27 protein-coding genes and 1 tRNA gene are annotated in these 25,093 nt (G+C 72.2%); 10 read left to right on the top strand and 18 right to left on the bottom strand.

What is annotated here, in order from left to right:
• Positions 1-41 precede the first annotated feature (41 nt).
• Positions 42-1,217, bottom strand: coding sequence for a winged helix DNA-binding domain-containing protein (locus ACIRD3_RS23070; protein WP_402219678.1), 1,176 nt, complete (start codon positions 1,215-1,217; stop codon positions 42-44).
• A complete protein-coding gene (locus tag ACIRD3_RS23065) occupies positions 1,214-2,137 on the bottom strand; it encodes a LysR family transcriptional regulator (RefSeq protein ID WP_402219675.1) in 924 nt (307 codons plus the stop codon). Before ACIRD3_RS23065 ends, ACIRD3_RS23070 begins: the two co-directional genes overlap by 4 nt.
• Positions 2,138-2,277: 140 nt before the next feature.
• Here ACIRD3_RS23065 and ACIRD3_RS23060 point away from each other — a divergent pair, with 140 nt between their 5' ends.
• Positions 2,278-2,997 (top strand): SDR family oxidoreductase, encoded by a 720-nt coding sequence (locus tag ACIRD3_RS23060; RefSeq protein WP_402219672.1) that lies wholly within the window; start codon positions 2,278-2,280, stop codon positions 2,995-2,997.
• A gap of 70 nt (positions 2,998-3,067) precedes the next feature.
• Here the strand turns inward: ACIRD3_RS23060 and ACIRD3_RS23055 are convergent, their stop codons facing one another.
• From ACIRD3_RS23055 to ACIRD3_RS23045, 3 genes are all read right to left on the bottom strand, one after another.
• Entirely contained in the window at positions 3,068-3,208 is a 141-nt protein-coding gene (locus ACIRD3_RS23055; protein WP_402219669.1) for a hypothetical protein, read from the bottom strand.
• Positions 3,209-3,210: 2 nt separating this feature from the next.
• Positions 3,211-3,513, bottom strand: coding sequence for a co-chaperone GroES (locus ACIRD3_RS23050; protein ID WP_097240225.1), 303 nt, complete (start codon positions 3,511-3,513; stop codon positions 3,211-3,213).
• A gap of 182 nt (positions 3,514-3,695) precedes the next feature.
• Positions 3,696-4,037 carry a DUF3618 domain-containing protein gene (locus ACIRD3_RS23045; protein ID WP_402219666.1) on the bottom strand — a complete coding sequence of 114 codons (342 nt, stop codon included), beginning with the start codon at positions 4,035-4,037 and terminating at the stop codon, positions 3,696-3,698.
• Positions 4,038-4,191: 154 nt separating this feature from the next.
• Here ACIRD3_RS23045 and bcp point away from each other — a divergent pair, with 154 nt between their 5' ends.
• Positions 4,192-4,665, top strand: a complete 474-nt coding sequence (gene bcp, locus ACIRD3_RS23040) for a thioredoxin-dependent thiol peroxidase (RefSeq protein ID WP_402219663.1) — start codon at positions 4,192-4,194, stop codon at positions 4,663-4,665.
• A 101-nt stretch (positions 4,666-4,766) separates the two neighbouring features.
• Here the strand turns inward: bcp and ACIRD3_RS23035 are convergent, their stop codons facing one another.
• Entirely contained in the window at positions 4,767-7,220 is a 2,454-nt protein-coding gene (locus tag ACIRD3_RS23035) for a chitinase C-terminal domain-containing protein (protein WP_402219660.1), read from the bottom strand.
• Positions 7,221-7,434: 214 nt separating this feature from the next.
• Here ACIRD3_RS23035 and ACIRD3_RS23030 point away from each other — a divergent pair, with 214 nt between their 5' ends.
• Positions 7,435-8,295, top strand: a complete 861-nt coding sequence (locus ACIRD3_RS23030) for an HNH endonuclease signature motif containing protein (protein WP_402219658.1) — start codon at positions 7,435-7,437, stop codon at positions 8,293-8,295.
• A 13-nt stretch (positions 8,296-8,308) separates the two neighbouring features.
• A tRNA-Leu gene (locus tag ACIRD3_RS23025) sits at positions 8,309-8,395 on the top strand.
• Between the two features lie 75 nt (positions 8,396-8,470).
• Here the strand turns inward: ACIRD3_RS23025 and rdgB are convergent.
• The 4 genes from rdgB to ACIRD3_RS23005 all read right to left on the bottom strand — a co-directional run bounded on the left by rdgB (position 8,471) and on the right by ACIRD3_RS23005 (position 10,737).
• On the bottom strand, positions 8,471-9,076 hold the full coding sequence (gene rdgB / locus ACIRD3_RS23020) for an RdgB/HAM1 family non-canonical purine NTP pyrophosphatase (RefSeq protein ID WP_402219655.1): 606 nt from the start codon (positions 9,074-9,076) through the stop codon (positions 8,471-8,473).
• Positions 9,077-9,107: 31 nt separating this feature from the next.
• The gene (locus ACIRD3_RS23015) at positions 9,108-9,497 is read right to left on the bottom strand and encodes a hypothetical protein (RefSeq protein ID WP_402219652.1); all 390 of its coding nucleotides are present in this window, start codon (positions 9,495-9,497) and stop codon (positions 9,108-9,110) included.
• 170 nt (positions 9,498-9,667) lie between these two features.
• Positions 9,668-10,393, bottom strand: a complete 726-nt coding sequence (gene rph / locus ACIRD3_RS23010; RefSeq protein ID WP_402219650.1) for a ribonuclease PH — start codon at positions 10,391-10,393, stop codon at positions 9,668-9,670.
• 110 nt (positions 10,394-10,503) lie between these two features.
• Positions 10,504-10,737, bottom strand: coding sequence for a glucose PTS transporter subunit EIIB (locus ACIRD3_RS23005; protein ID WP_030060521.1), 234 nt, complete (start codon positions 10,735-10,737; stop codon positions 10,504-10,506).
• Positions 10,738-11,140: 403 nt separating this feature from the next.
• Here ACIRD3_RS23005 and ACIRD3_RS23000 point away from each other — a divergent pair, with 403 nt between their 5' ends.
• From ACIRD3_RS23000 to ACIRD3_RS22985, 4 genes are all read left to right on the top strand, one after another.
• On the top strand, positions 11,141-12,430 hold the full coding sequence (locus tag ACIRD3_RS23000; RefSeq protein WP_402219647.1) for a PTS transporter subunit EIIC: 1,290 nt from the start codon (positions 11,141-11,143) through the stop codon (positions 12,428-12,430).
• Positions 12,431-12,976: 546 nt separating this feature from the next.
• Positions 12,977-14,248: a PTS transporter subunit EIIC gene (locus ACIRD3_RS22995; RefSeq protein WP_402219644.1), complete on the top strand. Its 1,272-nt coding sequence runs from the start codon at positions 12,977-12,979 to the stop codon at positions 14,246-14,248.
• Positions 14,249-14,681: 433 nt separating this feature from the next.
• Positions 14,682-15,734, top strand: coding sequence for an LLM class flavin-dependent oxidoreductase (locus ACIRD3_RS22990; protein ID WP_402219641.1), 1,053 nt, complete (start codon positions 14,682-14,684; stop codon positions 15,732-15,734).
• Positions 15,731-17,017, top strand: coding sequence for an LLM class flavin-dependent oxidoreductase (locus ACIRD3_RS22985; protein WP_402219639.1), 1,287 nt, complete (start codon positions 15,731-15,733; stop codon positions 17,015-17,017). The genes ACIRD3_RS22990 and ACIRD3_RS22985 overlap by 4 nt, the downstream gene beginning before the upstream one ends.
• 18 nt (positions 17,018-17,035) lie before the next feature.
• On the opposite strand, the gene ACIRD3_RS22980 is transcribed toward ACIRD3_RS22985, so the two are convergent.
• Positions 17,036-18,061 (bottom strand): response regulator transcription factor, encoded by a 1,026-nt coding sequence (locus tag ACIRD3_RS22980; protein WP_402219637.1) that lies wholly within the window; start codon positions 18,059-18,061, stop codon positions 17,036-17,038.
• Positions 18,062-18,289: 228 nt separating this feature from the next.
• Between ACIRD3_RS22980 and ACIRD3_RS22975 the strand changes: the two genes are divergently transcribed.
• Positions 18,290-19,204 (top strand): branched-chain amino acid transaminase, encoded by a 915-nt coding sequence (locus ACIRD3_RS22975; protein ID WP_402219634.1) that lies wholly within the window; start codon positions 18,290-18,292, stop codon positions 19,202-19,204.
• A 104-nt stretch (positions 19,205-19,308) separates the two neighbouring features.
• On the opposite strand, the gene ACIRD3_RS22970 is transcribed toward ACIRD3_RS22975, so the two are convergent.
• Positions 19,309-20,055: an MBL fold metallo-hydrolase gene (locus tag ACIRD3_RS22970; RefSeq protein WP_402219631.1), complete on the bottom strand. Its 747-nt coding sequence runs from the start codon at positions 20,053-20,055 to the stop codon at positions 19,309-19,311.
• Between the two features lie 249 nt (positions 20,056-20,304).
• Positions 20,305-20,496 carry a MerR family transcriptional regulator gene (locus ACIRD3_RS22965; RefSeq protein WP_402219628.1) on the bottom strand — a complete coding sequence of 64 codons (192 nt, stop codon included), beginning with the start codon at positions 20,494-20,496 and terminating at the stop codon, positions 20,305-20,307.
• A 185-nt stretch (positions 20,497-20,681) separates the two neighbouring features.
• Between ACIRD3_RS22965 and ACIRD3_RS22960 the strand changes: the two genes are divergently transcribed.
• Positions 20,682-21,140 carry a type II toxin-antitoxin system PemK/MazF family toxin gene (locus tag ACIRD3_RS22960; protein ID WP_402219625.1) on the top strand — a complete coding sequence of 153 codons (459 nt, stop codon included), beginning with the start codon at positions 20,682-20,684 and terminating at the stop codon, positions 21,138-21,140.
• Positions 21,141-21,226: 86 nt separating this feature from the next.
• On the opposite strand, the gene ACIRD3_RS22955 is transcribed toward ACIRD3_RS22960, so the two are convergent.
• The 5 genes from ACIRD3_RS22955 to ACIRD3_RS22935 form a co-directional block, all read right to left on the bottom strand.
• Positions 21,227-22,195, bottom strand: a complete 969-nt coding sequence (locus tag ACIRD3_RS22955) for a PLP-dependent cysteine synthase family protein (RefSeq protein ID WP_402219623.1) — start codon at positions 22,193-22,195, stop codon at positions 21,227-21,229.
• 89 nt (positions 22,196-22,284) lie between these two features.
• On the bottom strand, positions 22,285-22,563 hold the full coding sequence (locus ACIRD3_RS22950) for a MoaD/ThiS family protein (RefSeq protein WP_030257420.1): 279 nt from the start codon (positions 22,561-22,563) through the stop codon (positions 22,285-22,287).
• Positions 22,564-22,681: 118 nt separating this feature from the next.
• The gene (locus ACIRD3_RS22945; RefSeq protein WP_317621128.1) at positions 22,682-22,801 is read right to left on the bottom strand and encodes a putative leader peptide; all 120 of its coding nucleotides are present in this window, start codon (positions 22,799-22,801) and stop codon (positions 22,682-22,684) included.
• 139 nt (positions 22,802-22,940) lie between these two features.
• Positions 22,941-23,372, bottom strand: coding sequence for a Mov34/MPN/PAD-1 family protein (locus ACIRD3_RS22940; RefSeq protein WP_402219619.1), 432 nt, complete (start codon positions 23,370-23,372; stop codon positions 22,941-22,943).
• A 100-nt stretch (positions 23,373-23,472) separates the two neighbouring features.
• The gene (locus tag ACIRD3_RS22935) at positions 23,473-24,915 is read right to left on the bottom strand and encodes an amino acid permease (RefSeq protein ID WP_402219616.1); all 1,443 of its coding nucleotides are present in this window, start codon (positions 24,913-24,915) and stop codon (positions 23,473-23,475) included.
• Positions 24,916-25,093: the final 178 nt, after the last annotated feature.

Here is a 25,093-nt window from a genome sequence, read left to right as displayed (position 1 = left end):
CCCCTGAGCGGCGGGCACCACCGGCCCCACCGGCCCCAGCGCTACGCCACCAGCTCCCGCTCCAACGGCGTCCGGAACCGCGGCGTCACCCGCACCTCCCCCAGCCAGCCCGCCAACCGCTCCGCCTCCGCCGCGACCGCCCGCCCGGTCTCCGCCCCGACGTCCCGGAACAGCCGCCACACCAGCTCGCCGTCGGCCCGCTGCGCCCAGCCGCCGACCACCTCGCCGCACCACCACACCGTCGGCCCGGCGTTGCCCGCCCGGTCGAACAGCGCCGGCACGTCCTCCGGCCGCAGGTACCAGTCCCGCCCGCGCCAGCCCATCACCGCCGGGTCCAGCGCCGGCAGCAGCGCCGCCCACGGCTCCGGCTCCGCCACCGGCCCCTCGTCCCCCGGCAGCACCAGCCCGGCCGCGCCGCCCGCCAGCTCCACGGCCGACGCGCCGACGTCCGCCAGCGCCGTGCGGACGTCGCCGAGCGTCCAGCCCGTCCACCACTTCACGTCCTCGACCGTCGCCGGACCGTACCCGGCCAGCCAACGGCGCACCACCTCCGCCTTCGCCTCCCGCACCGGCACGTCCGGCCACTGCGGCACCAGCGCCCACGGATAGCTGCTGCTCAGCCACGAGCCGCGCGGCCGGCAGCGGCGCACGTGCCCGTCCGAGGCCAGCAGCCGCAGCAGCCGGCTCCCCACGCTCTGCTTCGCCTCGTACGCCTTGCCCGCCGACATCAGCATCGTCTCGCGCAACTGCGGGACTTCGTCGCCCAGTTCCTTGGTCGTCGCCTCGCCGCGCCGCGCCAGCGCGGCGAGCACCGCGCGCTCCGTCTCGGCCAGCCGCCGCTCGTCCCAGCCCTCGGCGTGGTCCCGCAGGTGCTTGAGCAGCGTCGCCCGCTCCTTGGCCGCGATCGCCCGGGCCGCCGCCGAACTCACGTACGGGGCGAGGCCCTCCGTCACCGCGAAGATCGTCCGCCGCATCGACAGCAGCTTCACCAGGGAGACGTCCTCGTACAGCGCCCGGTCCACCTCCGCCGCCGAGGGCTCGGCCAGCCGCGCGCACGCCGACAGGTACACCGTGGCCGCGTCCGTGGCGTGCAGCCCCACCACCGCGTCGGCCACGTCCTCCACCCGCGCCGCCCGCGCCGAGGGCGCCAACAACTGCCGCCGGCCCAGCCTGGCCCGCCGTTCCCCGTCACCGATCACCGGCACGCGCCTCGTCATGCCGGGACCCTAGCGCCCGCCACCGACAATTCCGGGCCGGCGCCCTCCCCCGCGCCGCCGGCGGCCAGCTCCGCCGCCAACTCCGCGAACTCCGCGAGCAGCGGTGACGTCCGCCCCGCCGCCCACGCCAGACAGACCCGGTTCGGCGCGATGTCCGAGATCGGCACGTGCACCACGTCCGAGCGCGTGTAGAACGCGGCCACCGACAGCGGCAGCACCACCATGCCCTCGCCCGCCGCCACGTACTCCAGCTTCTCCTCCACGGTGTCCGCGCTCGGCCGGGCCCGCTCCGGCCGCCGCCCGCCCGGCACCGGCAGGTCCCGCCACTCCGGCACCGCGTCCGGATCCTGCAGCAGCCGCTCCCCGCCCAGCTCGGCCATCGCCACCGACGGCCGACCCGCCAAGCGGTGCCCGGCCGGCAGCGCCACCACCCGGGGCTCCGCGAACAGCGGCCGCAGCGCCAGGCCCCGCTGGTCCACCGGCAGCCGCACGAAGGACACGTCCACCCGCCCGTCCAGCACCACCTGCGCCTGGTCCCGCCAGGACGTCCGGACCACCTCCACCGCCAGCCCCGGATGCCGCCCGCACATCGCCCGCGCGACGGCCGTCACCGTGATCCCGGGCATGAACCCCACCACGAACCGCTCCCGGTCGTCCGCCGACCGCCCCACCCGGCGCCGCAACGCCTCCGCCGCCGCCAGCAGCGGCGGCGCGTCCTCCAGCAACTGCCGCCCCGCGCACGTCAGTTCCGTGGACCGACGGTCCCGCCGGAACAGCTGCGCGCCGAACTCCGCCTCCAGCGCCCGGATCTGCCGGGACAACACCGGCTGCGCGATGTGCAACTCCGCCGCAGCCCGCCCGAAGTGCAGCTGCCGCGCCACCGCCACGAAGTACCGCAGCTTCCGCAGATCGACGTCCACCGCACCCCCTCCACCGCACCCACCTCGACTGATACCCCGAGGGTATGACAGCGGACGGAACAGGTCTTGGACGACACCCGCCCGCGCGACGCACGATCGACACACCCCCGAACCGCCCCGGCAGCCCGAAAGGCACCACCATGCCCCTCACCGACCAGCGCGTCGTCGTCCTCGGCGGCACCTCCGGCATCGGCCTCGCCACCGCCGACCTCGCCGCCCGCCGCGGCGCCCGGGTCACCGTCGCCTCCAGCCGCCGCGACAGCGCCGAACGCGCCCTCGCCGCCCTGCCCACCGGCACCACCGCCGACATCGCCGACCTCACCGACAGCGACCAGGTCGCCGCCCTCTTCGACCGCCTCGACCCCGTCGACCACCTGGTCTTCACCGCCGGCGAACCGCTCGCCCTGATGCCGCTCGACGACCTGGACCTCGACGCCGCCCGCCGCTTCTTCACCCTGCGCTACTTCGGCGCCCTCGACGCCGTCCGCGCCGCCGCGCCCCGGCTGCGCCCCGGCGGCTCGATCACCCTCACCTCCGGCACCGCCGGCCGGCGGCCCGGCCCGGGCTGGAGCGTCGCCGCGAGCATCTGCGGCGCGATCGAGTCCCTGGTCCGGGCCCTGGCCGTCGAACTCGCCCCGATCCGGGTCAACGCCGTCCGGGCCGGCATGCTCCGCACCCCGCTCTGGTCCGGCCTCCCCGACACCGACCGCGAACAGCTCTACGCCACGACCGCCGCCGGCCTCCCGCTCGGCCGGATCGGCGCCCCGGAGGAGGCCGCCGAGGCGTACGCCTACCTGATGGAACAGCGCTTCGCCACCGGCACGGTCGTCACCGTGGACGGCGGCGCACTGCTCGCCTGACCACCGGCGTCACCTGACCACCGGCGTCGCCTGACCATCCGCGTCACCTGACCCACCCGCGGCCGACCGGTCACCGCCCCGGCCGCGACGCCGGCGCGGCACCGATCGACAGCCGGTCCAGATCGGCCGGGCAGCCGTACGGGCTCTCCACGTCCGGCCACAGCGCCGTGCCGACGACCCCCGCCTCGAAGGAGTACCGCAGGCGGTCCACGGTCAGAGGTACAGGCCGGTCGAGCCCTCGGTGTCCCCGAAACGGGTCGCGGCCACGGCGTGCAGGTCGCGCTCGCGCAGCAGCACGTAGGTGGCGCCGCGGACCTCGACCTCCAACTTGTCCTCCGGGTCGTACAGCACCCGGTCGCCCGGCTCCACCGAGCGCACGCTCTGGCCCACCGCGACGGCCTCGGCCCAGGTGCAGCGCTTGGACAGCTCGGCGGTCGCCGGGATCAGGATGCCGCCGGTCGAGCGGCGCTCGCCCTCGGCGCCCTCGATGCGCACCAGCACGCGGTCGTGCAGCATCCGGATCGGCAGCTTCTCACCCAGCCGGTCGTGCCGGGCGGGATCGTGGGGGTGGTCGGAGTGGGTCTCCTCGTTCGTACTCACGGTCCCGAAGGTACCGCTCCCGGGCGCGGAGCGTGACGCTGGCCCGGCATGCGAAAGGCCGGACGCGCACCGCGCCCGGCCCTCACCCACCGCCCGGGTCAGTCCTTGCGGCGCTTGCGGGACGAGGCGACCAGCAGCACCAGGCCCACGCCGACCAGCGCGGCCGGGACGATCCGCTCCCGGCGCGGCTGCCCCTTCTCGTCCACGAACTGCGCCTTCACCTTGTCCACCATGCCGCTGGCGGCCACGTACGCCCGGCCGGCCTTCTCCTCGACGGCGGCCACCGCCTTGGCCTTGACCTGGGCGGAGATCGTGCTCGGGTGGACGCGGACCGCCAGCTCGTCCAGGGTCGACGCCAGTCGGTCGCGCGCGCTCGCGATGTCCGCCTCGATCTGGGCGGTCGTCCGCGCCGACTTGTCCTGCGTGCTCGCCTCGCCCACTCGGGCCACCCCATTCACTTGCCGATGTTGTTCCGTGCGACTGACCCAGTGTGTCAGCTGCCGCGCACGGCCGCGCGGCCCCACCCACCATCGGAGGTAAGTTTGCCGTGGTACGACCGCCCGTCACAGCAGCACGCACCAGGAGAGTCCACCCATGACTGAGCGTCTCCAGCCCGGCGACACCGCGCCCGCCTTCAGCCTGTCCGACGCCGACGGCAACCAGGTCTCCCTCGCCGACCACGCGGGCCGCAAGGTCATCGTCTACTTCTACCCCAAGGCGCTCACCCCGGGGTGCACCAAGCAGGCCTGCGACTTCACCGACAACCTGCAGGTCTTCGAGGGCGCCGGCTACGACGTCATCGGCATCTCGCCGGACCAGCCGGAGAAGCTCGGCAAGTTCCGCGAGACCGAGAACCTCAAGGTCACCCTGCTCTCCGACCCGGACAACAAGGTCCTGGAGGCGTACGGCGCCTACGGAGAGAAGCAGAACTACGGCCGCACCTACCAGGGCGTGATCCGCTCCACGGTCATCGTCGACGAGCAGGGCAAGGTCGAACGCGCCCTCTACAACGTCAAGGCCACCGGCCACGTCGCCAAGCTGCTGCGCGACCTCAAGATCGAGGCGTAGCCGCCGGGGCCGTCCGGGCACGCCCGGCAGCGACGGAGCGGTGGCGGTACACCCCCCGACCGGGTGCGCCGCCACCGCCGTTCCTCACCCCGGCTGCCGGATCAGCAGGCCCCGAGGTCGCTCCAGACGCCCCACGCGCCACTGGCCGTGGGGTCGTCGCCCTTGGTCCACCACTTGTTCTGGTAGTAGTGGCCCTTCCACGAGACCTTGGTGGTGGTCGCGTAGGTGGTGCCCGCGTCCCAGCCCGGCGCTCCCGCGCAGCCGGCCGGCGTGGTCGGCGGCGTCGTGGGCGGCGTGGTCGGCGTGGTCGGCGGAGTGGTGGGAGGCGTCGTCGGCGGGGTCGTCGGAGGCGTGGTCGGCGGAGTGGTCGGCGGGGTCGTACCGCCGTCCGTCGCGCCCCGGGTCAGGTCGCCCTTGATCCCGTACAGCGTGCCGCCCACGTTGACCGTCCAGTTCGACGGCGTGGACACCGGCAGGTAGTAGACGAAGTCGATGTCGACCGAGGCGCCCGGCGCCAACGACTGCCACCCCGGCAGCTTGACCGACACCCGGTTGTAGGTGCCCTTCAGACCGCCCACGTTGCCCGGTCCGGGGTTGTCCTGCCGGATCACCTGCAGGCCGAACCCGGACTGGTCCTTGGCGTTGCCCGGCGCCGAGTTGCCGTAGTCGAACTGGAACTCGGTGCCGCCCGGCAGGGTCAGCGCCGAGTTGTTGACGATGTGCAGCTTCGGGTTGATCGGGTAGTTCGAGTCGCCCAGCGCGAAGTTGGTGAACGACACGTCCACCGCCAGGGTCTGCTGCGGCAGCGCGACCGTCGAACGCGTCGCGCCGTACGGGGTCGCCGACTTGAACTTGTCGTACATCAGCGAGGTCAGCGTCGAGCCGGGGACGTACTCGCCCTTGCCGCCGTTCGCCGCGGCGTCCCACCGGTAGTCGCCCGCGAGCTCCCAGATCATCGCGCCGCCGGCGCCCTGGTTGACGATGTAGTCGGCCTTGGCGCCCACCGACTGCTCGTCCTCGGTGGAGAGGAACACCTTCTTGGTGTCGTTCCACAGCCACGGCGCCACCAGGGAGGAGCTGTAGTTGCGGGCGTAGGTGCCCTGCAGCGCGGTGTCCTTCACGCCGTACTTGGCGAGGTAGTCGGGCAGGATGCCCTTCTCCAGGTTCTTCGCGTGCCACATCGGGTTCGACCCGGCCGGGGACTCCTTGCCCGCGTCGTCCTTGTCGTTCCAGATGTTGTCGATGCCGACCGCGCCGTCACCGCAGGAGGTCAGACCGGAGCCGACCGGGCAGGTGGTCGCGGACGCCGTGCCCCAGAGGCCGTTGGTGCCGCCCTGGACGTTCTTGAAACCACGGGTGTAGTACGGCAGGCCGACGTTGATCCGCCCGCCGGGCATCGCACCGCGGAAGTAGTGGTACGACCAGTCCGCGTTGAGGTAGCCGATGCCGCCGTACTGCGCGGTGCCGTAGACGTTGGCCGCCGCCAGCTCGCCGTCCTTGCCGTCGTCGTACAGCGAGGCGTTCGGACCGACGTACTTGTTCCAGGCGCCGTGCAGGTCGTACGACATGATGTTGACGTAGTCCAGGTACCGCGCCACCTGGAAGGTCTCCATGCCGCGCAGCAGGTAGCCGGACGACGGGGCCGCGACCGACAGCAGGTAGTGCTTGCCGTCGGCGGCGCCGGCCTTGTCCAGGCTCTCCCGCAGCGTCTTCATCAGCGCCGCGTAGCCCTTGGCCAGCGAGCCGCGCTTGGAGTTGGCGAGCTGCCAGTCCAGCGGGTTGCCGGCGTCCTTCATCGAGGTCGGGTACTCGTAGTCGATGTCGACGCCGTTGAAGCCGTACGTGCGGAGGAAGTCGACCGACGAGGCGGCGAAGGTGTCGATGCCGGCCTGGTTGACGCTGCCGTCCGGGTTGACGGTCATCGCGTAGAAGCCGCCGGAGTTCACCCGCTTGCCGTCGTCCCCGAAGTAGCCGCCGGTCTCGGTCCAACCGCCGACCGAGATGAGGGTCTTGACGTTCGGGTACTGCTTCTTGAACTTCGTCAGCAGGTTGAAGTGGCCCTTGTACGGCAGTGTCGGGTCCAGCTCGGCACCGGGCACGCCGGGGAAGGAGATCCCGGTGGCCTCGTTGGTCGGGCCGTCCGTGCCGACGGACAGCTTGTTGTCGCCGCCGACGTGCCCGAACGCGTAGTTGAGGTGGGTGACCTTGTCCCAGGGGATGTCGCTCACCAGGTACGGCTGGTCGCCGTTCTTGCCGGTGCGCCAGCCGGTGAAGTACCCGATGATGCGGCGCTGGTGGTCCGCGCCCATCTTCTCGCGCCCGCCGGTGTCGTACACGGAGCAGTACGGGACGTCCACCCCGGGGGTCTGGTACAGCCCGTCGGGGCGACAGCTCGCGTTGTCGACCGCCGCCGACGCCTGCGAGGGCGCCGCACCCAGCGTCGCCATCAGCAGCCCGGCCAACGACGCCGCGGCCACCGAGGCCACACCCGCCCGGGCGCCCTTACGGCGGACAGCAGCGGTGGGACGCCGCTCCGCCGTGCTTCGGATCAACACTCGGTCCTCCAGGAGAGAGTGTCGGCACGTGCCTGTGGGGGAGCACGCACGTGGGGGATTGCAATTGGCGCAGAAGCTATGTGGTCTGAACCACATAGGTCAATAGGTCTGTACCAATTGGTCATCAACAGCCAAACACCGGAAGCCGTAACCTGTTCGCAGCCCGCTCGTTCACACACCGGGGAAGGGGGTCCACCAGCCCACAGGGGGACCCGTGCCGGTCAAGTACACCCGCGAACTGCTCGCCTCGCTCGCGGCCGAATCCACCAGCGTCAACGAGATGATGCGCAAGCTCGGCGTGCCGATGACGCGCGGGGCAAAGGCCCACCTGAGCAAGCGACTCCAGCACTACAGCATCGACACCTCACACTTCGAGGCCTCTCCCGCTTGCGCACAACGCCAGTACTCAAGGGAACTACTGGCGGAGGTGGCAGCTGCCGCAGCCACGCTCGACCACATGCTGGTCGCGCTCGGCCGCGAACCCAATCGCGACCGACGGAAGTACCTGCGTCGCAAGCTCACCGAGTACGCGATCGACACCTCGCACTTTCGCTCAGCCGGAACCGTCTACACCCGGGAGCTCCTCCAGGAGGCCGTCTCGGCGTCACACAGCGTGGCCGGGGTCCTGCGACATCTCCAACAGCGTCAGGCGGGCGGCACCCAGAGCCACATCGGACGGCGGATCAAGGAGCTCGGCATCGACACATCCCACTTCACCGGGCAGGCCCACGCCCGCGGCACGCGGTTCCCCACCAGGATCCCCGCCGAACAGCTCCTCGTCCGGCGCCCCTCAGACGCCAAACGGCTTCCCGGGTCGCGAATCCGCAGCGCGCTGGCCGAGCTCGGCCGAGCCGAGCTGTGCGAGGGCTGCGGCACCGGACCCGAGTGGCATGGCAGGCCGATGACCCTGGAGGTCGACCACATCAACGGCGACTGGCTGGAAAACCGCCCGGACAATCTCCGACTGCCCTGCCCGAACTGCCACTCCGTCACCGACACCTATTGCGGCCGGAACAAGAACAAGCGCAATGCGCCACACGGAATCGCGGTGTTCCCGCCGGAATCGAAGCCCTAGACTAGAGGCCATTGCGGCCTTGGCGGAATGGCGAGACGCGCCGGACTTAGGATCCGGTGGGGGAAACCCCGTGAGGGTTCGAATCCCTCAGGCCGCACCAGCCTTTCACCTAAGATTCGAAGGCCCGCCCCGAGAGCGATCTCGGGCGGGCCTTCGACGTTCAGCGGACGCCCTGTCAGCCGATGAGCTCCTTGACGACCGGTACCAGTCCCCGGAAGGCCTGGCCGCGGTGGCTGATGGCGTTCTTCTCGTCGGCGGTGAGCTCCGCGCAGGTGCGGGTTTCGCCGAGGGGCTGGAGGATCGGGTCGTAGCCGAAGCCGCCGGTGCCGGCCGGGGTGGTGCGCAGGGTGCCGAGGAGGCGGCCCTCGACGACGCGCTCGGTGCCGTCGGGCAGGGCGAGGGCGGCGGCGCAGAAGAAGTGGGCGCCGCGGTGCGGCTCGGCGATGTCGGAGAGCTGGGCGAGCAGCAGGTCGAGGTTGGCGCGGTCGTCGCCGTGCTTGCCGGCCCAGCGGGCGGAGAAGATGCCGGGTGCGCCGTTGAGCACGTCCACGCAGAGCCCGGAGTCGTCGGCGACGGCGGGCAGGCCGGTGGCGCGGGCCAGGGCGTGGGCCTTGAGCAGGGCGTTCTCGGCGAAGGTGACGCCGGTCTCGGGGACGTCCGGGATCTCGGGGTAGGCGTCGGCGCCGACGAGTTCGACGTCCAGGCCGGCGTCGGTGAGGATGGCGCGCAGCTCGGCGACCTTGTGCTGGTTGCGGGTGGCGAGGATCAGACGGGTGGACATATCGCCCACCCTATCCAGAGGCCGGCGGGGGTCAGCCGGTGCACACCTTGGTGAGGTTGCCGGCCGCGTCGCCGAGGGGCTTGAGGTCGGGGACCTCGTTCTTGTCGGCGGCCCGCTGCACGTTGTCGACCTGCTTCTGCAGGTCCGTCACGGCCTTGGCGACGTCGGTGTTCTTGGAGTTCTTGCCGACCTGGTCGAGGTCGTTCTTGAGCTTCTGCAGCGCCTTGCCGGCGGCCGCGGAGTCGTTGCTGGCGTTGTCGTAGGCCTGGGTGACGTCGGCGATGTCGCCGGTGATCTTCACGGCGGTGTTGCCGCAGTCGATGGCCTTCTGCGCGGCGGAGCAACTCACCATGCTGAGCGGGAGGATGGCGATCAGTCCGGCCACGGCGAGGGCGGTGGGGCGGGCGATGCTGGACGGCATCCGGTCCTCCTGTGCGGCGCGGGTTCCGTGGTGGGGGACGCGCGCCGGGGGGTGCGCGGTTCCCGCAGCGGGGGTGCTGCGGGAACCGTACGGTCTCCGGGCCCGGCCTGTACAGCAGGCCCGGCGGCGGGGCGTCCGTCCCGGGCCACGGCTGCGGGGCCCGCGCCGGTTCAGCCTTCCAGGGCCTTGCGCTGGATCTCGTCGAGTTCGGCGCAGCCCAGGCTGCCGAGGTCGAGCAGCCGGTTGAGCAGGTCGCGGTCGAAGGGCGCGCCCTCGGCGGTGCCCTGGACCTCGACGAAGCGGCCGTCGGAGGTGCAGACGATGTTCATGTCGGTCTCGGCGCGCACGTCCTCCTCGTAGCGGAGGTCGAGCATCGGGGTGCCGTCGATGATGCCGACGCTGACGGCGCTGACGCCACCGGTGATGGGCTGGCCCTTGGCGCGCAGGAGCTTCTTGTCGCGGGCCCAGGCGACGGCGTCGACGAGCGCGACGTAGGCGCCGGTGATGGCGGCGGTGCGGGTGCCGCCGTCGGCCTGGAGGACGTCGCAGTCGAGGACGATGGTGTTCTCGGCGAGGGCGCGGTGGTCCACGACGGCGCGCAGCGAGCGGCCGATGAGCCGGCTGATCTCGTGGGTGCGGCCGCCGATGCGGCCCTTGACGGCTTCGCGGTCGCCGCGGGTGTTGGTGGCGCGCGGGAGCATGGAGTACTCGGCGGTGACCCAGCCTTCGCCGCTGCCCTTGCGCCAGCGGGGGACGCCCTCGGTGACGCTGGCGGTGCACAGCACCTTGGTGTCGCCGTAGGAGATGAGGACGGAGCCTTCGGCGTGCTTGCTCCAGCCCCGCTCGATGGTGATGGGGCGGAGCTGTTCGGGGGTGCGGCCGTCGATGCGTGACATAGGCACTGAGCGTAGTGGGTCCGGGCGGTGGGGCGGTCCGGGTGCGCCGCGGCCCGCCGTCCCCCTGGGCGGGTCGGCGGGCCGGGGCGGGTGAGCCGGGGTGGCTCAGCTCACATCATGTCCTCGATGTCGGCGGCGATCGGGTCGGCGTCGGTGCCGATGACGACCTGGATCGCGGTGCCCATCTTGACGACGCCGTGGGCGCCGGCGGCCTTGAGGGCGGCCTCGTCGACCAGGGAGGCGTCCTTGACCTCGGTGCGCAGGCGGGTGATGCAGCCCTCGACCTCTTCGATGTTGTCGATGCCGCCCAGACCGGCGACGATCTTCTCAGCCTTGCTGGCCATCTGTCTCTCCCTCTGTCTCGGCTCGCCGGCCGCTCTGCCGGGCGCCGTCCTGCGCTGTGCTGTGGGGGGTCGTCCCTCGGCCGTGGAGCGGCGAGGTCCGTGCCGGTGGCTGACGCGGGTTCAGCTGCGGTCGTGCTGCTGAGCAGCGCGACCAGCATCACCCGCGCGGGACCGGTTTGCCACGTTAGTCCACTTATGGCCCATCCCGGCGGGCAGGCTCCGGATCGCCCCCCGAGGATGACGATCAGCGGGGCTACGTCCCGGAGTGCGGCCTGCGTCCCAAAGTGGTCTACACCAATATATGTGTACTCCGATGAACGCAGAAAGGACCCCGGGGGTTCCTGGCCCCGCCCGAGGGTCCCGCAGGGGGCCACCGGCCGGCAACCGGTCCCGGAGGCTAAGGATGAGTTCGGCAGGAGCCACGGCCCCGCAGACGCAGTGGTGGCACTCCTTCTACGGCGGCCTGCAGAAGATGGGCCGTTCGCTGCAGCTGCCCGTGGCGGTGCTCCCGGCGGCGGGCATCCTCAACCGGCTCGGCCAGCCGGACGTGTTCGGCAAGGACGGCCTGGGCTGGAACAACGTCGCCAAGGTCTTCGCCGCGGCCGGCGGCGCACTGCTCGACTCCGCGCTCGGCCTGCCGATGCTGTTCTGCATCGGCGTGGCGATCGGCATGGCCAAGAAGGCGGACGGCTCGACGGCGCTGGCGGCCGTGGTCGGCTTCCTCGTCTACTACCGGGTGCTGCACGCCTTCCCGGAGACCTGCAAGCCGCCCACGGTCCTGGTGAGCGACCAGTGCGTGGACTACACCTCGGCGAAGGCGGCCGCCGCGACGTACCAGAACCCGGGGGTGCTGGGCGGCATCCTGCTCGGCCTGATGTCGGCGTGGCTGTGGGTGCGGTTCCACCGCACCAAGCTGGTCGACTGGCTGGGCTTCTTCAACGGCCGCCGGCTGGTGCCGATGATCACCGCCCTGGTCGGAATGCTGACGGCCGTTGTCGCGCTCTGGGTCTGGCCGCCGATCGGCCGCGGCCTCAACGACTTCTCGCAGAACCTCTCCGACCTCGGCGCGGGCGGTGCCGGCATCTTCGGCCTGGTCAACCGGGCGCTGCTGCTGATCGGCATGCACCAGCTGCTGAACACCTTCGTCTGGTTCCAGTTCGGCGAGTTCACCAAGGCCGACGGCACGATCGTGCACGGCGACATTCCGCGCTTCCTGGCGGGCGACCCGACGGCCGGCCAGTTCCAGTCCGGATTCTTCCCGATCATGATGTTCGCGCTGCCGGCCGCCGCCCTCGCGATCGCGCACTGCGCCAAGCCGCACCGCCGCAAGGAGATCTACGGCCTGATGCTCTCGGTCGGCCTGACCTCCTTCGTCACCGGTGTGACCGAGCCGATCGAGTACTCCTTCGCCTACATCGCCCCGGCCCTGTACGCCGTGCACGCCCTGCTGACCGGCGCCTCGATGGCGGTCACCTGGGGGCTCGGGGTGCACGACGGGTTCAGCTTCTCGGCCGGCCTGATCGACTACGTGATCAACTGGGGGCTGGCCACCAAGCCGTGGCTGATCATCGTCATCGGCCTCTGCTTCGCCGTCGTGTACTACGTGCTCTTCCGGTTCATCATCGTGAAATTCGACCTGAAAACACCGGGGCGGGAGGACGAGAGCGAGGTCGAGGACGTCACCAAAGCCTGAAACGGAGCCGCTCCGAGCAGCTCCCGCCACGGCCTCCGGACCCACCGGCCCGGGGGCCTTCGGCATTTCGGGAAAGGACTCGATTCCCTGCGCGGCGGCCGTTCGAAAGGTAATTCGGCTGCGATCCGGCCGCCGCCGACGTGCCCCCGAATCACCATCCGGTCCGCCACCGACGGCAGCCCGGCCGCGCCCGGTGCAGCCCCGACCAGGCAGTTCCGCGACGCCGCGGTCACGCTGAGCATCCGGCGGCCCCGGCCGGAGCCCGCACGCCCGTCCCGACGCGCCGCCGGCCCCCGCAGTACGGCGCCCGACCGTTTTTGTTGCGCAAATAGCCAAAATACCCGTCGCACACGTAATCAAGATCGTCGTTCCGCACCTAGGTTTCGATTTCATAGCGCTTCCCGGCGACGGCGCTTTCCAGGGTTCCCCGCCTTCTCCACCCGTGCTACAAAACTGGTCTACACCACCCGTGGTGTAGACCAGTTCGCGGTTCGGCCCCCTGTGCCTTCCCCCGACCGACCGCCATGCCGTTAGGAACCCACCCCCATGAGTCAGTCTGCGCAGGCACCGGCGCCCGCCACGGCTCCGGCCACGCCAAGCCCCGCCAAGAAGTTCGGCCAGAACCTACTCCAGGGTCTGCAGAAGATCGGCCGCAGCCTCCAGCTGCCGGTCGCCGTCCTGCCGGCCGCCGGCATCCTGCTCCGGCTCGGCCAGCCCGACGTCTTCGGCAAGGACGGTCTCGGCTGGGGGAAGGTCGCCGAGGTCTTCGCGACCGCCGGTGACGCGGTGTTCGCCAACCTGCCGCTGCTCTTCTGCGTCGGTGTCGCCATCGGCTTCGCCAAGAAGGCCGACGGTTCGACCGCGCTGGCCGCCCTGGTCGGCTACCTGGTCTTCCACAACGTGCTGACCGTCTTCCCGATGGACGGCACCGTCACCGCGGCGCTGCCGGCCGGCAAGCCGCAGAACCCGGGTGTCTTCGGCGGCATCGTCGTCGGTCTGCTCAGCGCCGTGATCTGGCAGAAGTACCACCGCAAGAAGCTGGTCGACTGGCTCGGCTTCTTCAACGGCCGCCGCCTCGTCCCGATCATCATGGCCTTCGTCGGCACCCTGCTCGGCGTCCTGATGGGCCTGCTCTGGGGCCCGATCGGCACCGGCCTGACCCACGCCAGCGACTGGCTGACCGGCCTGGGCGCCGGCGGTTCCGCCATCTACGGTGTCGCCAACCGCGCGCTGATCCCGGTCGGCATGCACCAGTTCCTGAACACCTTCTTCCAGCAGCAGGTCGGCAGCTTCACCGACCCGTCGGGCGCCACCTGGACCGGCGACATCCCGCGCTTCTTCCACCACGACCCGACCGCCGGCCAGTTCATGTCGGGCTTCTTCCCGATCATGATGTTCGGCCTCCCGGCCGCCGCCCTGGCGATCGCCCACGCCGCGCGCCCCGAGCGCCGCAAGGCCGTGCTCGGCATGATGATCTCGGTCGCGCTGACCAGCTTCGTGACCGGTGTCACCGAGCCGATCGAGTTCTCGTTCATGTTCATCGCGCCGGTGCTCTACCTGATCCACGCGGTGCTCACCGGCCTCTCGATGGCCGTCACCTGGGGCCTGGGCGTGCACGACGGCTTCGGCTTCTCGGCCGGCCTGATCGACTACCTGCTGAACTGGAACCTGGCCACCAAGCCCTGGCTGATCATCCCGATCGGCCTGGTCTTCGGCGCCCTGTACTACTTCCTGTTCCGCTTCGCGATCACCAAGTTCAACATCAAGACCCCGGGTCGCGAGGACGACGACGAGATCGAGGACGTCACCAAGGCCTGACGCCCCGCGCCACTCCCCCACCAGGGCCCCGTCCCGCCGCTGCCCCCCCCCCCAGCGGCGGGACGGGGCCCTCGGCGTGTCCGGACGGTCCGCGGCGCGGAAAGCACGGTTGACGAACCGCCGCGGGCCCTGGTCAACTGAGGCGGTGAACGCCTCGTGCCCGCTGGTCACCCGCAGCCACATCGACTTCGGTCGCGTGTGGTCCGCGGCGTGTCGCGGCTGAGCTGACCGTTCCCCCGCCGCCCGGCTGACGTCCCGCCGGCGCCGGCTCCTCCTCCCCCCGCCCGGACGGGCTCCCGCCCACGGGCCGTCACCGCGCATCCGCGTGTTCCGCGGGCCGCCGCGCACCCCCGCCGCTCCGTACCGGCCGGTGCGCGCCCCCGTCCGCGCCCACGTCCGCGCACGCGTCCGCACGAGGAAAGTCAGGCTCGCCATGCCCCGCCAGCTCCACCTGTCCGCCGCCCTCGACAGCCCCGGCCGCTTCGACGCCGGGCACTACGCCGCCCTCGCCGGCCTCGCCGAACGGGCCACCCTGGACTTCGTCACCCTCGACGACTCCTTCACCGCCGAACCGGGCCGCCCGGACGCGCTCGCCGCCCTCGCCCGGATCGCCCCGCTCACCGACCGGGTCGGGCTGGTGCCGACCGTCACCACCACCCACACCGAGCCCTTCCACACCTCGATCGCGGTCAACACCCTGGACTGGGTGAGCCGGGGCCGGGCCGGCTGGCTGGTCGGCGTCTCCGCGACCGAGGCCGAGGCGAGGGCCTTCGGCCGCCGCCCGGTCGCCCCCGCCGACGAGCTGTGGGCCGAGGCGGCCGACGCCGTCGAGGTCGCCGCCCGGCTCTGGGACAGCTGGGAGGACGACGCGGAGATCCGCGACGCCGTCACCGGACGGTTCATCGACCGCGACAAGCTGCACTACGTCGACTTCGAGGGCCGGCACTTCTCCGTCCGGGGGCCGTCCATCACCCCGCGCCCGCCACAGGGCCGCCCGGTCGTCGTGGTGCCGGTGGCCGCGGCCGACCTCGCGCCGGACGCCCCGGCCGACGGGCGTGCCCGGGTCGCCGCCGCGATCCGGCACGCCGACGTCGTCCTGCTCGACGCCTCCGACCGGGCCGCCCGGCTGACCGCCGCCACCGAACTGCGGCTGCGCGCCGGCGAGAACCTGCGGATCCTCGCCCGGCTCGACGCCGCCCTGTCCGCGCTGCCCGACCGGGCCGCCGAGGAACGCCTGCTCGCCGAACTCACCGCCGTCGGCACCGGCGTCGACGGCTTCCACCTCGTCCCCGCCGACCCGGCGCGCGACCTGGCCGTCCTGGCCGACCGGATCGCCCCCGCCCTGCGCGACGCCGGCCTGCTGCGCGCCGGGTACCCCGGCCGCACCCTGCGCGACCACCTCGGCCTGGCCCGGCCGACCAGCCGCTACGCCGCCGCCTCCGCCGTTCCCACCGCCTCCCCCGCGCTCGCCGAGGTGACCCGATGACGGACCGACCGCTCAAGCAGATCCACCTCGCCGCGCACTTCCCCGGCGTCAACAACACCACGGTGTGGAGCGACCCGGCCTCCGGCAGCCACATCGAGTTCGACTCCTTCCGCCACCTCGCGCGGACCGCCGAGCGCGGGAAGTTCGACTTCTTCTTCCTCGCCGAGGGCCTGCGGTTGCGCGAGCACAAGGGCCGCATCCACGACCTGGACGTGGTCGGCCGGCCCGAGTCGATCACCGTGCTGAACGCGCTGGCCGCCGTCACCGAGCGGCTCGGACTTGCCGCCACCGTCAACGCGACCTTCAACGAACCGTACGAACTGGCCCGCCGCTTCGCCTCCTTGGACCACCTCTCCGGCGGCCGCGCGGCCTGGAACGTGGTCACCTCCTCGGACGCCTTCACGGGGGAGAACTTCCGCCGCGGCGGCTACCTGGACCGCACCGACCGCTACACCCGGGCCGCCGAATTCGTCCAGCTGGCCAGGGAGTTCTGGGACGCCGGGGAGGACGTCGTCCGGCACCGCGGCCCGCAGTTCGAGGTCGAGGGCCGCCTCTCGCTGCCGCGTCCGCCGCAGGGCCACCCGGTGGTGATCCAGGCCGGGGACTCCGACGAGGGCCGGGAGTTCGCCGCCGCCACCGCCGACGTGGTCTTCAGCAGGCACTCCACCCTCGCCGCCGGCCAGGCCTTCCACGCGGACGTCAAGCGCCGGCTCGCCGCGTACGGGCGCAAGCCGGACGAGCTGAAGATCATGCCCGGGGCCACCTTCGTGCTCGGCGACACCGACGCCGAGGCGCAGGAGCGCGCCGCCGAGATCCGCCGGGCCCAGGTCGGACCGCGGACCGCGATCGCCTTCCTGGAGCAGGTCTGGGGCGTCGACCTGTCCGACCACGACCCGGACGGGCCCCTGCCGGACATCGACCCCGACCCGGAGGGCGCCCTGGCCCGGGGCCGGGTCGGCCTCGGCGACCCGCTCGCCGTCGCCGCCCGGTGGCGGGCGGTCGCCGCGGAGAAGGGGCTGACCAGCCGCGAACTGGTGATCGAGGTGACCGGCCGGCAGTCCTTCGTCGGCTCCCCCGCCACCGTCGCCGCGCGGATCGACGAGTTCGTGCAGCAGGACGCCGCCGACGGCTTCATCCTCGTCCCGCACCTCACCCCGGGCGGCCTGGACGAGTTCGTCGACCGGGTCGTCCCGTTGCTCCAGGAACGCGGGGTGTTCCGCACCGACTACACCGGCCCGACCCTGCGGGACCACCTCGGCCTGCCCGTCCCCGGGCGACGCTGAGCGGGTCCTGGGGTCCGGCTAGATCCATCCCCGCCGCGCCGCGTGCACGCCGGCCTGGAAGCGGCTCTCCGCACCCAGGCCGGCGGTCAGTTCGGCGACCAGCCGGCGCACCGTACGCTCCGAGACCTCCAGCTTCCGGGCGATCGCCGCGTCCGTCAGCCCGGCCGCCAGCATCCTCAGCACAATGAGTTGACGGTCCGTCACCTCCCGCTCCTCGGGAGCGAGTTCGGGTGGTGTCCAGGCCGCCGACCAGAAGTACTCGAACAGCTCCGCCACCAGGGCGACCAGCGCCGGCTCGCGGACCACCACCGCGGCCGCGGCCGGGCCGCCGCCGTCCGGTCCGGAGCCGGGCGCGGGCAGGATCGCCAGCCGGGCGTCCACCACGATCAGCCAGAGCGGCAGCGAGTGCGCCGCCCGGATCCTGGCCCCGGCCGAGGTCAGCTCCCGCACGTGCGCCAGCACGGCCGGGCGGCGCAGCGCCGCGGCCGGGTAGATGGTGCGCAGCGCGGCGCCGTGGGCGAGGGCGAGGCGTTCGCGGGCGAGCTTGCCGGCCAGGGCGGGGCCGGAGAGGTCCTGGCCGGGGCGCAGCGAGAGGGCTTCGGTGCGGGCGCCGCGGGCGGCGTCCTCCAGCAGGGCGGCGATCCGGTCGGCGCCGCGGACGAGTTCGAGGCCGGTGCCGGTGCGGTGGTGCTGCTGGACGGGCAGGTAGCCGGTGTGCAGCCGGTCGACGGAGTCGCGGGCGTGGCGCAGCGCGGTGACGAGGGCGGTGACCCGGCGGTCGGTGTCGAGCAGCAGTTGGCGGACGGCGGTGTCGACCGAGACGGCGGTGTCGGCGGGGGCCGGGTCGGGGGCGGCGGCCGGTTGGAGCAGCCCGAGGGCGCGCAGTTCGGCGGTGGCGGCGGCGAGCCGGGGCGCGTCCCAGTCGAGGCCGAGGGCCTCGGGCGGGCGGCCGGGTTCGGCGAGCAGCCGGGCGTAGAGCCGGGTGGCGTCGGTGTCGGCCGGGCCGGCCGGGCTGGTGGGGCGGGTGCCGGTGGGGCTCTCCATCGGCGCAGCCTAGTGAGGGCGGGCCCGGGCCGGTCGGGGGTTTCCGCTCCGCGAGACGGCCCCGGCCGCCCCCGGGCAGCGCGAAGTCCGGCCTCCGGTGCGGCGAAGTCCTGGCGCCGGTGCGGCGGAGTCCGGCTTTCGGTACGGCGTTTCCGCTCCCGGTCAGGTCCGGTTCCGGTCGGCCCGGGCGGGCTGACCGGCGGCGCGTCGGCGCGCAGGATGGGCGGCATGGCTCTTCCCGAAGCTTCGACGATCTGGTTGGACGGCTCCCTGGTGCCCTGGCAGGAGGCCCGGGTGCACGTCCTCACGCACGGTCTGCACTACGGCACGGGGGTGCTGGAGGGCACCCGGGTGTTCGCCACGTCGGACGGCCCCGCGGTGTTCCGGCTGCCCGAGCACCTGCGCCGACTGGACCGCAGCGCCCGGATGATCCGGATGAAACTCCCTTACGACCTGGCCGACTTGACCAAGGCGACGGTGGACCTGGTGCGCGCCAACGGCCACCGGGAGTGCTATCTGCGGCACTTCGCGTTCCTCGGCTACGGCTCGATGGGCATCGACATGCGGGCCTCGCCGGTCGAGGTGTCGATCGCGAGCTGGGAGTGGCTGGGCCAACTCCCGCACGCGGAGGGCGGGATCACGGTGAAGACGAGCAGTTGGCGGCGGAACGACCCGAACGCGGTGCCGCCCGCGGCGAAGGCCACCGGCCCGTACCTGAACGCGGTGCTCGCCCGCCGGGAGGCCAATGACGCGGGCTACGACGAGGCCCTGCTGCTCGGCCCGGACGGCACGGTGAGCGAGTGCACCGGCGAGAACGTGTTCACCGTGCGCGACGGGGTGCTGCGCACGCCCCCGTCGAGCGCGGGCGCGCTGGAGGGCGTCACCCAGGACACGGTGCTCACCCTGGCCCGTGACCTGGGCGTGGAGGTCCGGGTCGAGGGCCTGCTGCGCTCGGACCTCTACGCGGCGGACGAGGTGTTCGTCTGCGGTACGGCCGCGGGCGTCGTCCCGGTTCGTGCCCTGGACGACCGCGCCCTGCCCGAGTCCCCCGGCCCGGTCACCACCCGGCTGCGGGAGGCCTACCTCGCGGCCGTGACGGGCGCCGACCCGCGCTACCGGCACTGGCTGACCCCGGTGGTCTGACCTGCCGACCCGGTCAGGGCCCAGAGCTCAGGGCCCAGACCTCAGGACCCAGGGCTCAGGGCCCAGGGCTCGGGACCCAGGGCTCGGGACTCCGAGCTCGGGACTCAGAGCTCGTACACCGCGCCCGCGCGGGCGATCTCGACCGGGCCCGCGTAGGCCGCGGCCGCGTCGCGGCGGTTGTGCTCGGCGTCGGTCCACGGGGGGATGTGGGTGAGGACGAGTCTGCGGGCGCCGGCGGCGGTGGCGTGCTCGCCGGCCTCGCGGCCGTTGAGGTGGACGGCCTGGTATGTGTCGCGACCGTCGATGTACGCGGCCTCGCAGAGGAAGAGGTCGGTGTCGCGGGCGAGTTCGACGAGTTCGGCGCTCTCGCCGGTGTCGCCGCTGTAGACGAGCGAGCGGCCGCCGTGTTCGAGGCGGAAGGCGAAGGCGTCGACGGGGTGGTTGACCCGGACGACCTCGATCCGGAAGGGGCCGAGGTCGAAGCGGCCGGGGTGCAGGGTGCGGAACTCGAAGACCTCCTTCATCCCCGGGTTCTCGGGCATGTCGTAGGCGCGGGCGAGCCGCTCGGCGGTGCCGGCCGGGCCGTACACGGGCAGCAGTTCCGGGCAGCCCTCGGCGCGGTAGTTGCGGGCCACCCAGTAGGCGCACAGGTCGACGCAGTGGTCGGCGTGCAGGTGGCTGAGCAGGACGGCGTCGACGTCGTAGAGGCCGGTGTACTTCTGCAGGGCGCCGAGGGCTCCGTTGCCGAGGTCGAGGACGACGCGGTAGCCCTCGGCCTCGACCAGGTAGCTGGAGCAGGGCGAGTCGGCGGACGGGAAGCTCCCCGAGCACCCCACCACGGTCAGTTTCATCCGAGCCCCTCCGCCCCGACACGTCCTGGCTGCTGTTGGAAAACGGCATGGAAAACGGCAGGCCGGGCCGGTGGACCGGCCGGTAGCACTGCGTTGGTGTGTCGAGGGTAAGGGCGGAGCGGCACTTTGCCCCCGTCCCCGTGCCGGGCTGTGGCTGGAATCACCAGAACGCCGGGGGACGGGAACGGGGGCGCGGACGCGGGCGGGAATCAGCCGACGCGGGCGGGCATCAGCGGGCGCGGGCGGGCATCAGCGGTGCCGGGGGCGGTTGCGGGCCCAGGCGCGGATGGTGTCGGGGTACCAGCGCGGGTGGCCGGTGTCGTCGGTCAGGTCCGGGTCGGGCAGCAGACCGTGCCGCCGGTAGGTGCGGACGGTCTCGGGCTGGACGTTGATGTGGCGGGCGATCTCGGTGTAGGACCACAGCTCGGCGCTACGAACCACGGGGCACCTCCGGAACGGGGGCGGACGTTCGTGACGCAGCCTGTCCGGGTGCGGGCGGAGTGTCCGCCGCAGCACGGGCACGGTGGCGGTTCCGTGACGAACCGGGAGCAACGCGCGGACAAATACTCAACTGTCACAGCCGTCACGCTGGTGGCGTTCACCCCGGGCCCGGTACGGTTCGCCGCATGAACGGCATGACTGCTACCTGGGTCGTCCTGGCGCTGGCCGGCATCGCGCTGATGGCGGCCGTCACGGCGGTGCTGGTGCGGCGCACCCGCCCGGCGCCGCGCCCGGCGGGGCCGACCGGCCCGCGGCCGCGTCCGAGCACCAAGGCGGGGCCGGAGCCGCAGGAGATCTGGTGGGCGGAGGTGCCGTTCGAGGACGGCCCCGGGTCCAAGGACCGCCCGTGCCTGGTGCTGCGGGTGCGCGGCCGGACCGCGACGGTCGCGAAGATCACCAGCAAGCACCACGCCGAGCGCCCCGGCGTGCTGCCGCTGCCGCCCGGTTCGGTGGGCGACCGGCAGGGCCGGGCCAGCTGGCTGGAGACCGACGAGCTTCGCGAGGTACCGCTGTCGGCCTTCCGCCGCCGGGCCGGCACGGTGGACCGGCAGGTGTGGGCCCGGGCGCAGAAGGTGCTGAACTAAGGGCCTGTCGCTTTCGGATCGTCCTCTTTCGGATCGTGCCGGAGGTGCCGAACCAGCCGGGGCCACCCCGGGTCGGGCCCGCCGGATCAGGCCCAGAGTTGGCCCTGCAGCGCCTCGACCGCCGCCTCGGTGGTCTCGGCGGTGTAGATGCCGGTGGACAGGTACTTCCAGCCGCCGTCCGCGACCACGAAGACGATGTCCGCGCGCTCCCCCGCGGCCGCGGCCTTGCGGCCGACGCCGATCGCCGCGTGCAGGATGGCGCCGGTGGAGACGCCCGCGAAGATGCCCTCCTGCTGCAGGAGTTCGCGGGTGCGGCGGACGGCGTCCGCGGAGCCGACCGAGAAGCGGGTGGTGAGCACCTCGGCGTCGTAGAGCTCGGGGACGAAGCCCTCGTCCAGGTTGCGCAGCCCGTAGACCAGGTCGTCGTAGCGCGGTTCGGCGGCGACGATCTTCACGCCGGGGACCTTCTCGCGCAGGTAGCGGCCGACGCCCATGAGGGTGCCGGTGGTGCCGAGGCCGGCCACGAAGTGGGTGACGGTCGGCAGGTCGGCGAGGATCTCGGGGCCCGTGCCGGTGTAGTGGGCGCCCGCGTTGTCGGGGTTGCCGTACTGGTAGAGCATCACCCAGTCGGGGTGCTCCGCGGCGATCTCCTTGGCGATCCGGACGGCGGTGTTGGAGCCGCCGGCCGCCGGGGAGGGGATGATCTCGGCGCCCCACATGCGGAGCAGTTCGCGCCGCTCCTCGCTGGTGTTCTCGGGCATCACGCAGACCATCCGGTAGCCCTTGAGCTTGGCGGCCATGGCGAGCGAGATGCCGGTGTTGCCGCTGGTGGGCTCCAGGATCGTGCAGCCCGGGGTGAGCCGGCCCTCGGCCTCGGCGCGCTCGATCATGTGCAGCGCCGGACGGTCCTTGATCGAGCCGGTCGGGTTGCGGTCCTCCAGCTTGGCCCAGAGGCTGACCAGGCCGTCGGCGTTGCCGGGGACGGCGGCGGACAGCCGCGGCAGGCGGACCAGCGGGGTGTTGCCGACGGCTTCGAGCGGACTGTCGTAACGCAAGGGAGGCCTCCGGCCACGGCGGTGAGGGTCACACGGCGGTGAGGGTCACGAGAGGTGGTTCCCCCGCCGGCGACGGGGGAACCGGGAGGTCAGCGGGCGCCGCCGGCCACGGCGGGCAGGATGGTGACGCTGTCGCCGTCGGCGAGGGCGGTGGAGATGCCCTCCAGGAACCGGACGTCCTCGTCGTTCAGGTAGACGTTGACGAAGCGGCGCAGCTCGCCGCCCTCGACCAGGCGGGCGGCGATGCCGGGGTGGCGGGCGTCGAGGTCGGCGAAGAGTTCCCCGAGGTTGCTGCCGTTGCCCTCGACGGCCTTGGCGCCGTCGGTGTAGGTGCGGAGGATGGTCGGGATGCGGACCTCGATGGCCATGGGTGCGCTCCTGTGCGAGTCGTGGAGTGGGTGGGCCGCGAGGGGCGCGGCAGGGCGGAGGGTGCCCGGGGCTCGACGCCGCCGGAGGGCGGCGGGCCCGGGTGGGGCGGGGCGGCTCTCAGCGCGAGCGCGCGGGCGTGCCGGGACAGATCGCACCGGCGTGCCGGCACAGGTCGATGTGCAGGCGCGCCACGAGGCGGGTGCCCGGGGCCTGGTTGCTCACATCGACGGAACGCATGGGCTCATCGTATAGATTCCCGGCCCCGCACCGACATGCCCGTCTCGGGATCCGGATGTTTCCGTTCCCAGGGATGAGACGACGGCGGCCCGCCGACCCGTGCTGGGAGGTCGGCGGGCCACGTCCGGGCGGTCACCGGTCAGGCCTGGTAGGCCTCGACGACCTGGACGTCTTCCTCTGTGATCTCGCCGTCCACGATGCGGAACGAGCGGAACTGGTAGGGGTCCTCCTCGCCGTTGCCGTCGGCGGTGGAGACCAGGACGTAGTGGGCGAACGGCTCGGAGGCGTAGCTCACGTCGGTGCGCGAGGGGTAGGCCTCGGTCGCGGTGTGCGAGTGGTAGACGATCACCGGCTCCTCGTCGAGGTCGTCCATCTCGCGGTAGAGCTTGAGCAGGTCGCCCGAGTCGAACTCGTAGAAGGTGGGCGAGCGGGCGGCGTTCAGCATCGGGATGAACCGCTCGGGCCGTCCGCTGCCGGCCGGTCCGGCGACCACGCCGCAGGCCTCGTCCGGGTGGTCGGCGCGGGCGTGGGCCACGATCCGGTCGCGGATTTCTCGGGTGATGGTCAGCATGCGGTCAGGATAGCCACGCCCCGGCGAGTGTCCGCCGGGGCGTCCGAGGCGCGGTCAGCGGGTGTCCGCGGGCCGGTCCCGGTGTCCGTACGGGCCGGGCTCAGCCGCCCTCGTGCGCGTACTGGCGGTCCTCGGCGGGGCCGTCGACGGCCTGCGGGTTGCGGCTCTTGAGGAGGCGGTAGCCGACCACCAGCAGCACGGCCCAGGCCGGGAAGACGTACAGCGAGATCCGGCTGTCCTCGTCCAGGCCGATCAGCACCACGACCAGGGCGAGGAAGGCGAGCGCGGCCCAGCTGACCCAGGCGCCGCCGGGGGCCTTGAAGGAGGGGGCCGGCAGGTCGCCGCGCTTCCAGGCCTTGCGGTAGCGGATCTGGGAGATCAGGATCATCGCCCACGTCCACAGGCCGCAGACCGTGGCGACCGAGGTGATGTACTCGAACGCCCGCGCCGGGACGAGGTAGTTGAGCACCACACCGACGCCCATCAGCAGGCTGGAGACGGTGATCGCGAAGGCCGGGGTGCGCCGGGAGTTCAGCTTGGTGAGCCGGCCGGGGGCCTGGCCGCGCAGGGCGAGGTCGCGCAGCATGCGGCCGGTGGAGTACATCCCGGAGTTGCAGGAGGAGAGCGCGGCGGTGAGCACCACGAAGTTGATGATGCCGGCCGCGGCCGGGATGCCGATCTTGCCGAAGGCGGCGACGAACGGGCTGACGCCGGGCTGGAATTCGGTCCACGGCACGAGCGAGAGGATGACGACCAGGGCGCCGACGTAGAACAGCACGATCCGCCAGGGCAGGGTGTTGATGGCGCGCGGCAGGGTCTTCTCGGGGTCCTCGCTCTCGCCCGCGGTGACGCCGACGAGCTCGACGCCGAGGTAGGCGAACATGACGATCTGAAGGGTCATCACGGTGGCGCCGATGCCCTTGGGGAAGAAGCCGCCGCCCTCCCACAGGTGGGTGATCGAGGCGGTGTCACCGGCCTTGCTGAAGCCGAGGGTGAGCACGCCGACGCCGATCAGGATCATGCCGATGATGGCGGTGACCTTGACCATGGAGAACCAGAACTCGATCTCGCCGAACAGCTTCACCGAGATCAGGTTGGCCGCGTAGAGGACGACCAGGAAGGTCAGCGCGCTGAGCCACTGCGGTATGCCGGGCGCCCAGAACTTCACGTACACGGCGGCGGCGGTGGTCTCCGCCATGCCGGTGACGACCCAGAACAGCCAGTACGTCCAGCCCGTCACGTAGCCGGCGAAGGGGCCGAGGAACTCCCGCGCGTACTCGGCGAAACTGCCGGAGACCGGGCGGTAGGTGAGGAGTTCGCCGAGGGCTCGCATGATCGCGAAGATCACCACGCCGGCGACGGCGTAGGACAGGATCAGGCTCGGGCCGGACTTGGAGATGGCGGTGCCGGCGCCGAGGAAGAGGCCGGTGCCGATCGCTCCGCCGATCGCGATCATCTGGATCTGGCGGCTGCCGAGCCCGCGCTCGTAGCCCTCCTCGTCCGGCGTGGTGTCGACCACGTGGTCGTACGGCTTCTCGGCCATGGGTGCACCGTCCTGGTCGGTCTCTGGGGTGGAGAAGTCGTACCACGCACCATCCGGATAGCGGTGTCCATCTGAGCGTTATCTGAGCATGACCTGCTCACATTCGTCCCATTTTGACCGGAAAAGCTCAGGATGATCGTCCACATGCTGGACGAAAGCGCCGACTCCTGCCCGAAAC

This window comes from Kitasatospora sp. NPDC093550, from assembly GCF_044764985.1.
GTDB lineage: Bacteria > Actinomycetota > Actinomycetes > Streptomycetales > Streptomycetaceae > Kitasatospora.
This window is presented reverse-complemented; position numbering and strand designations above follow the sequence as displayed.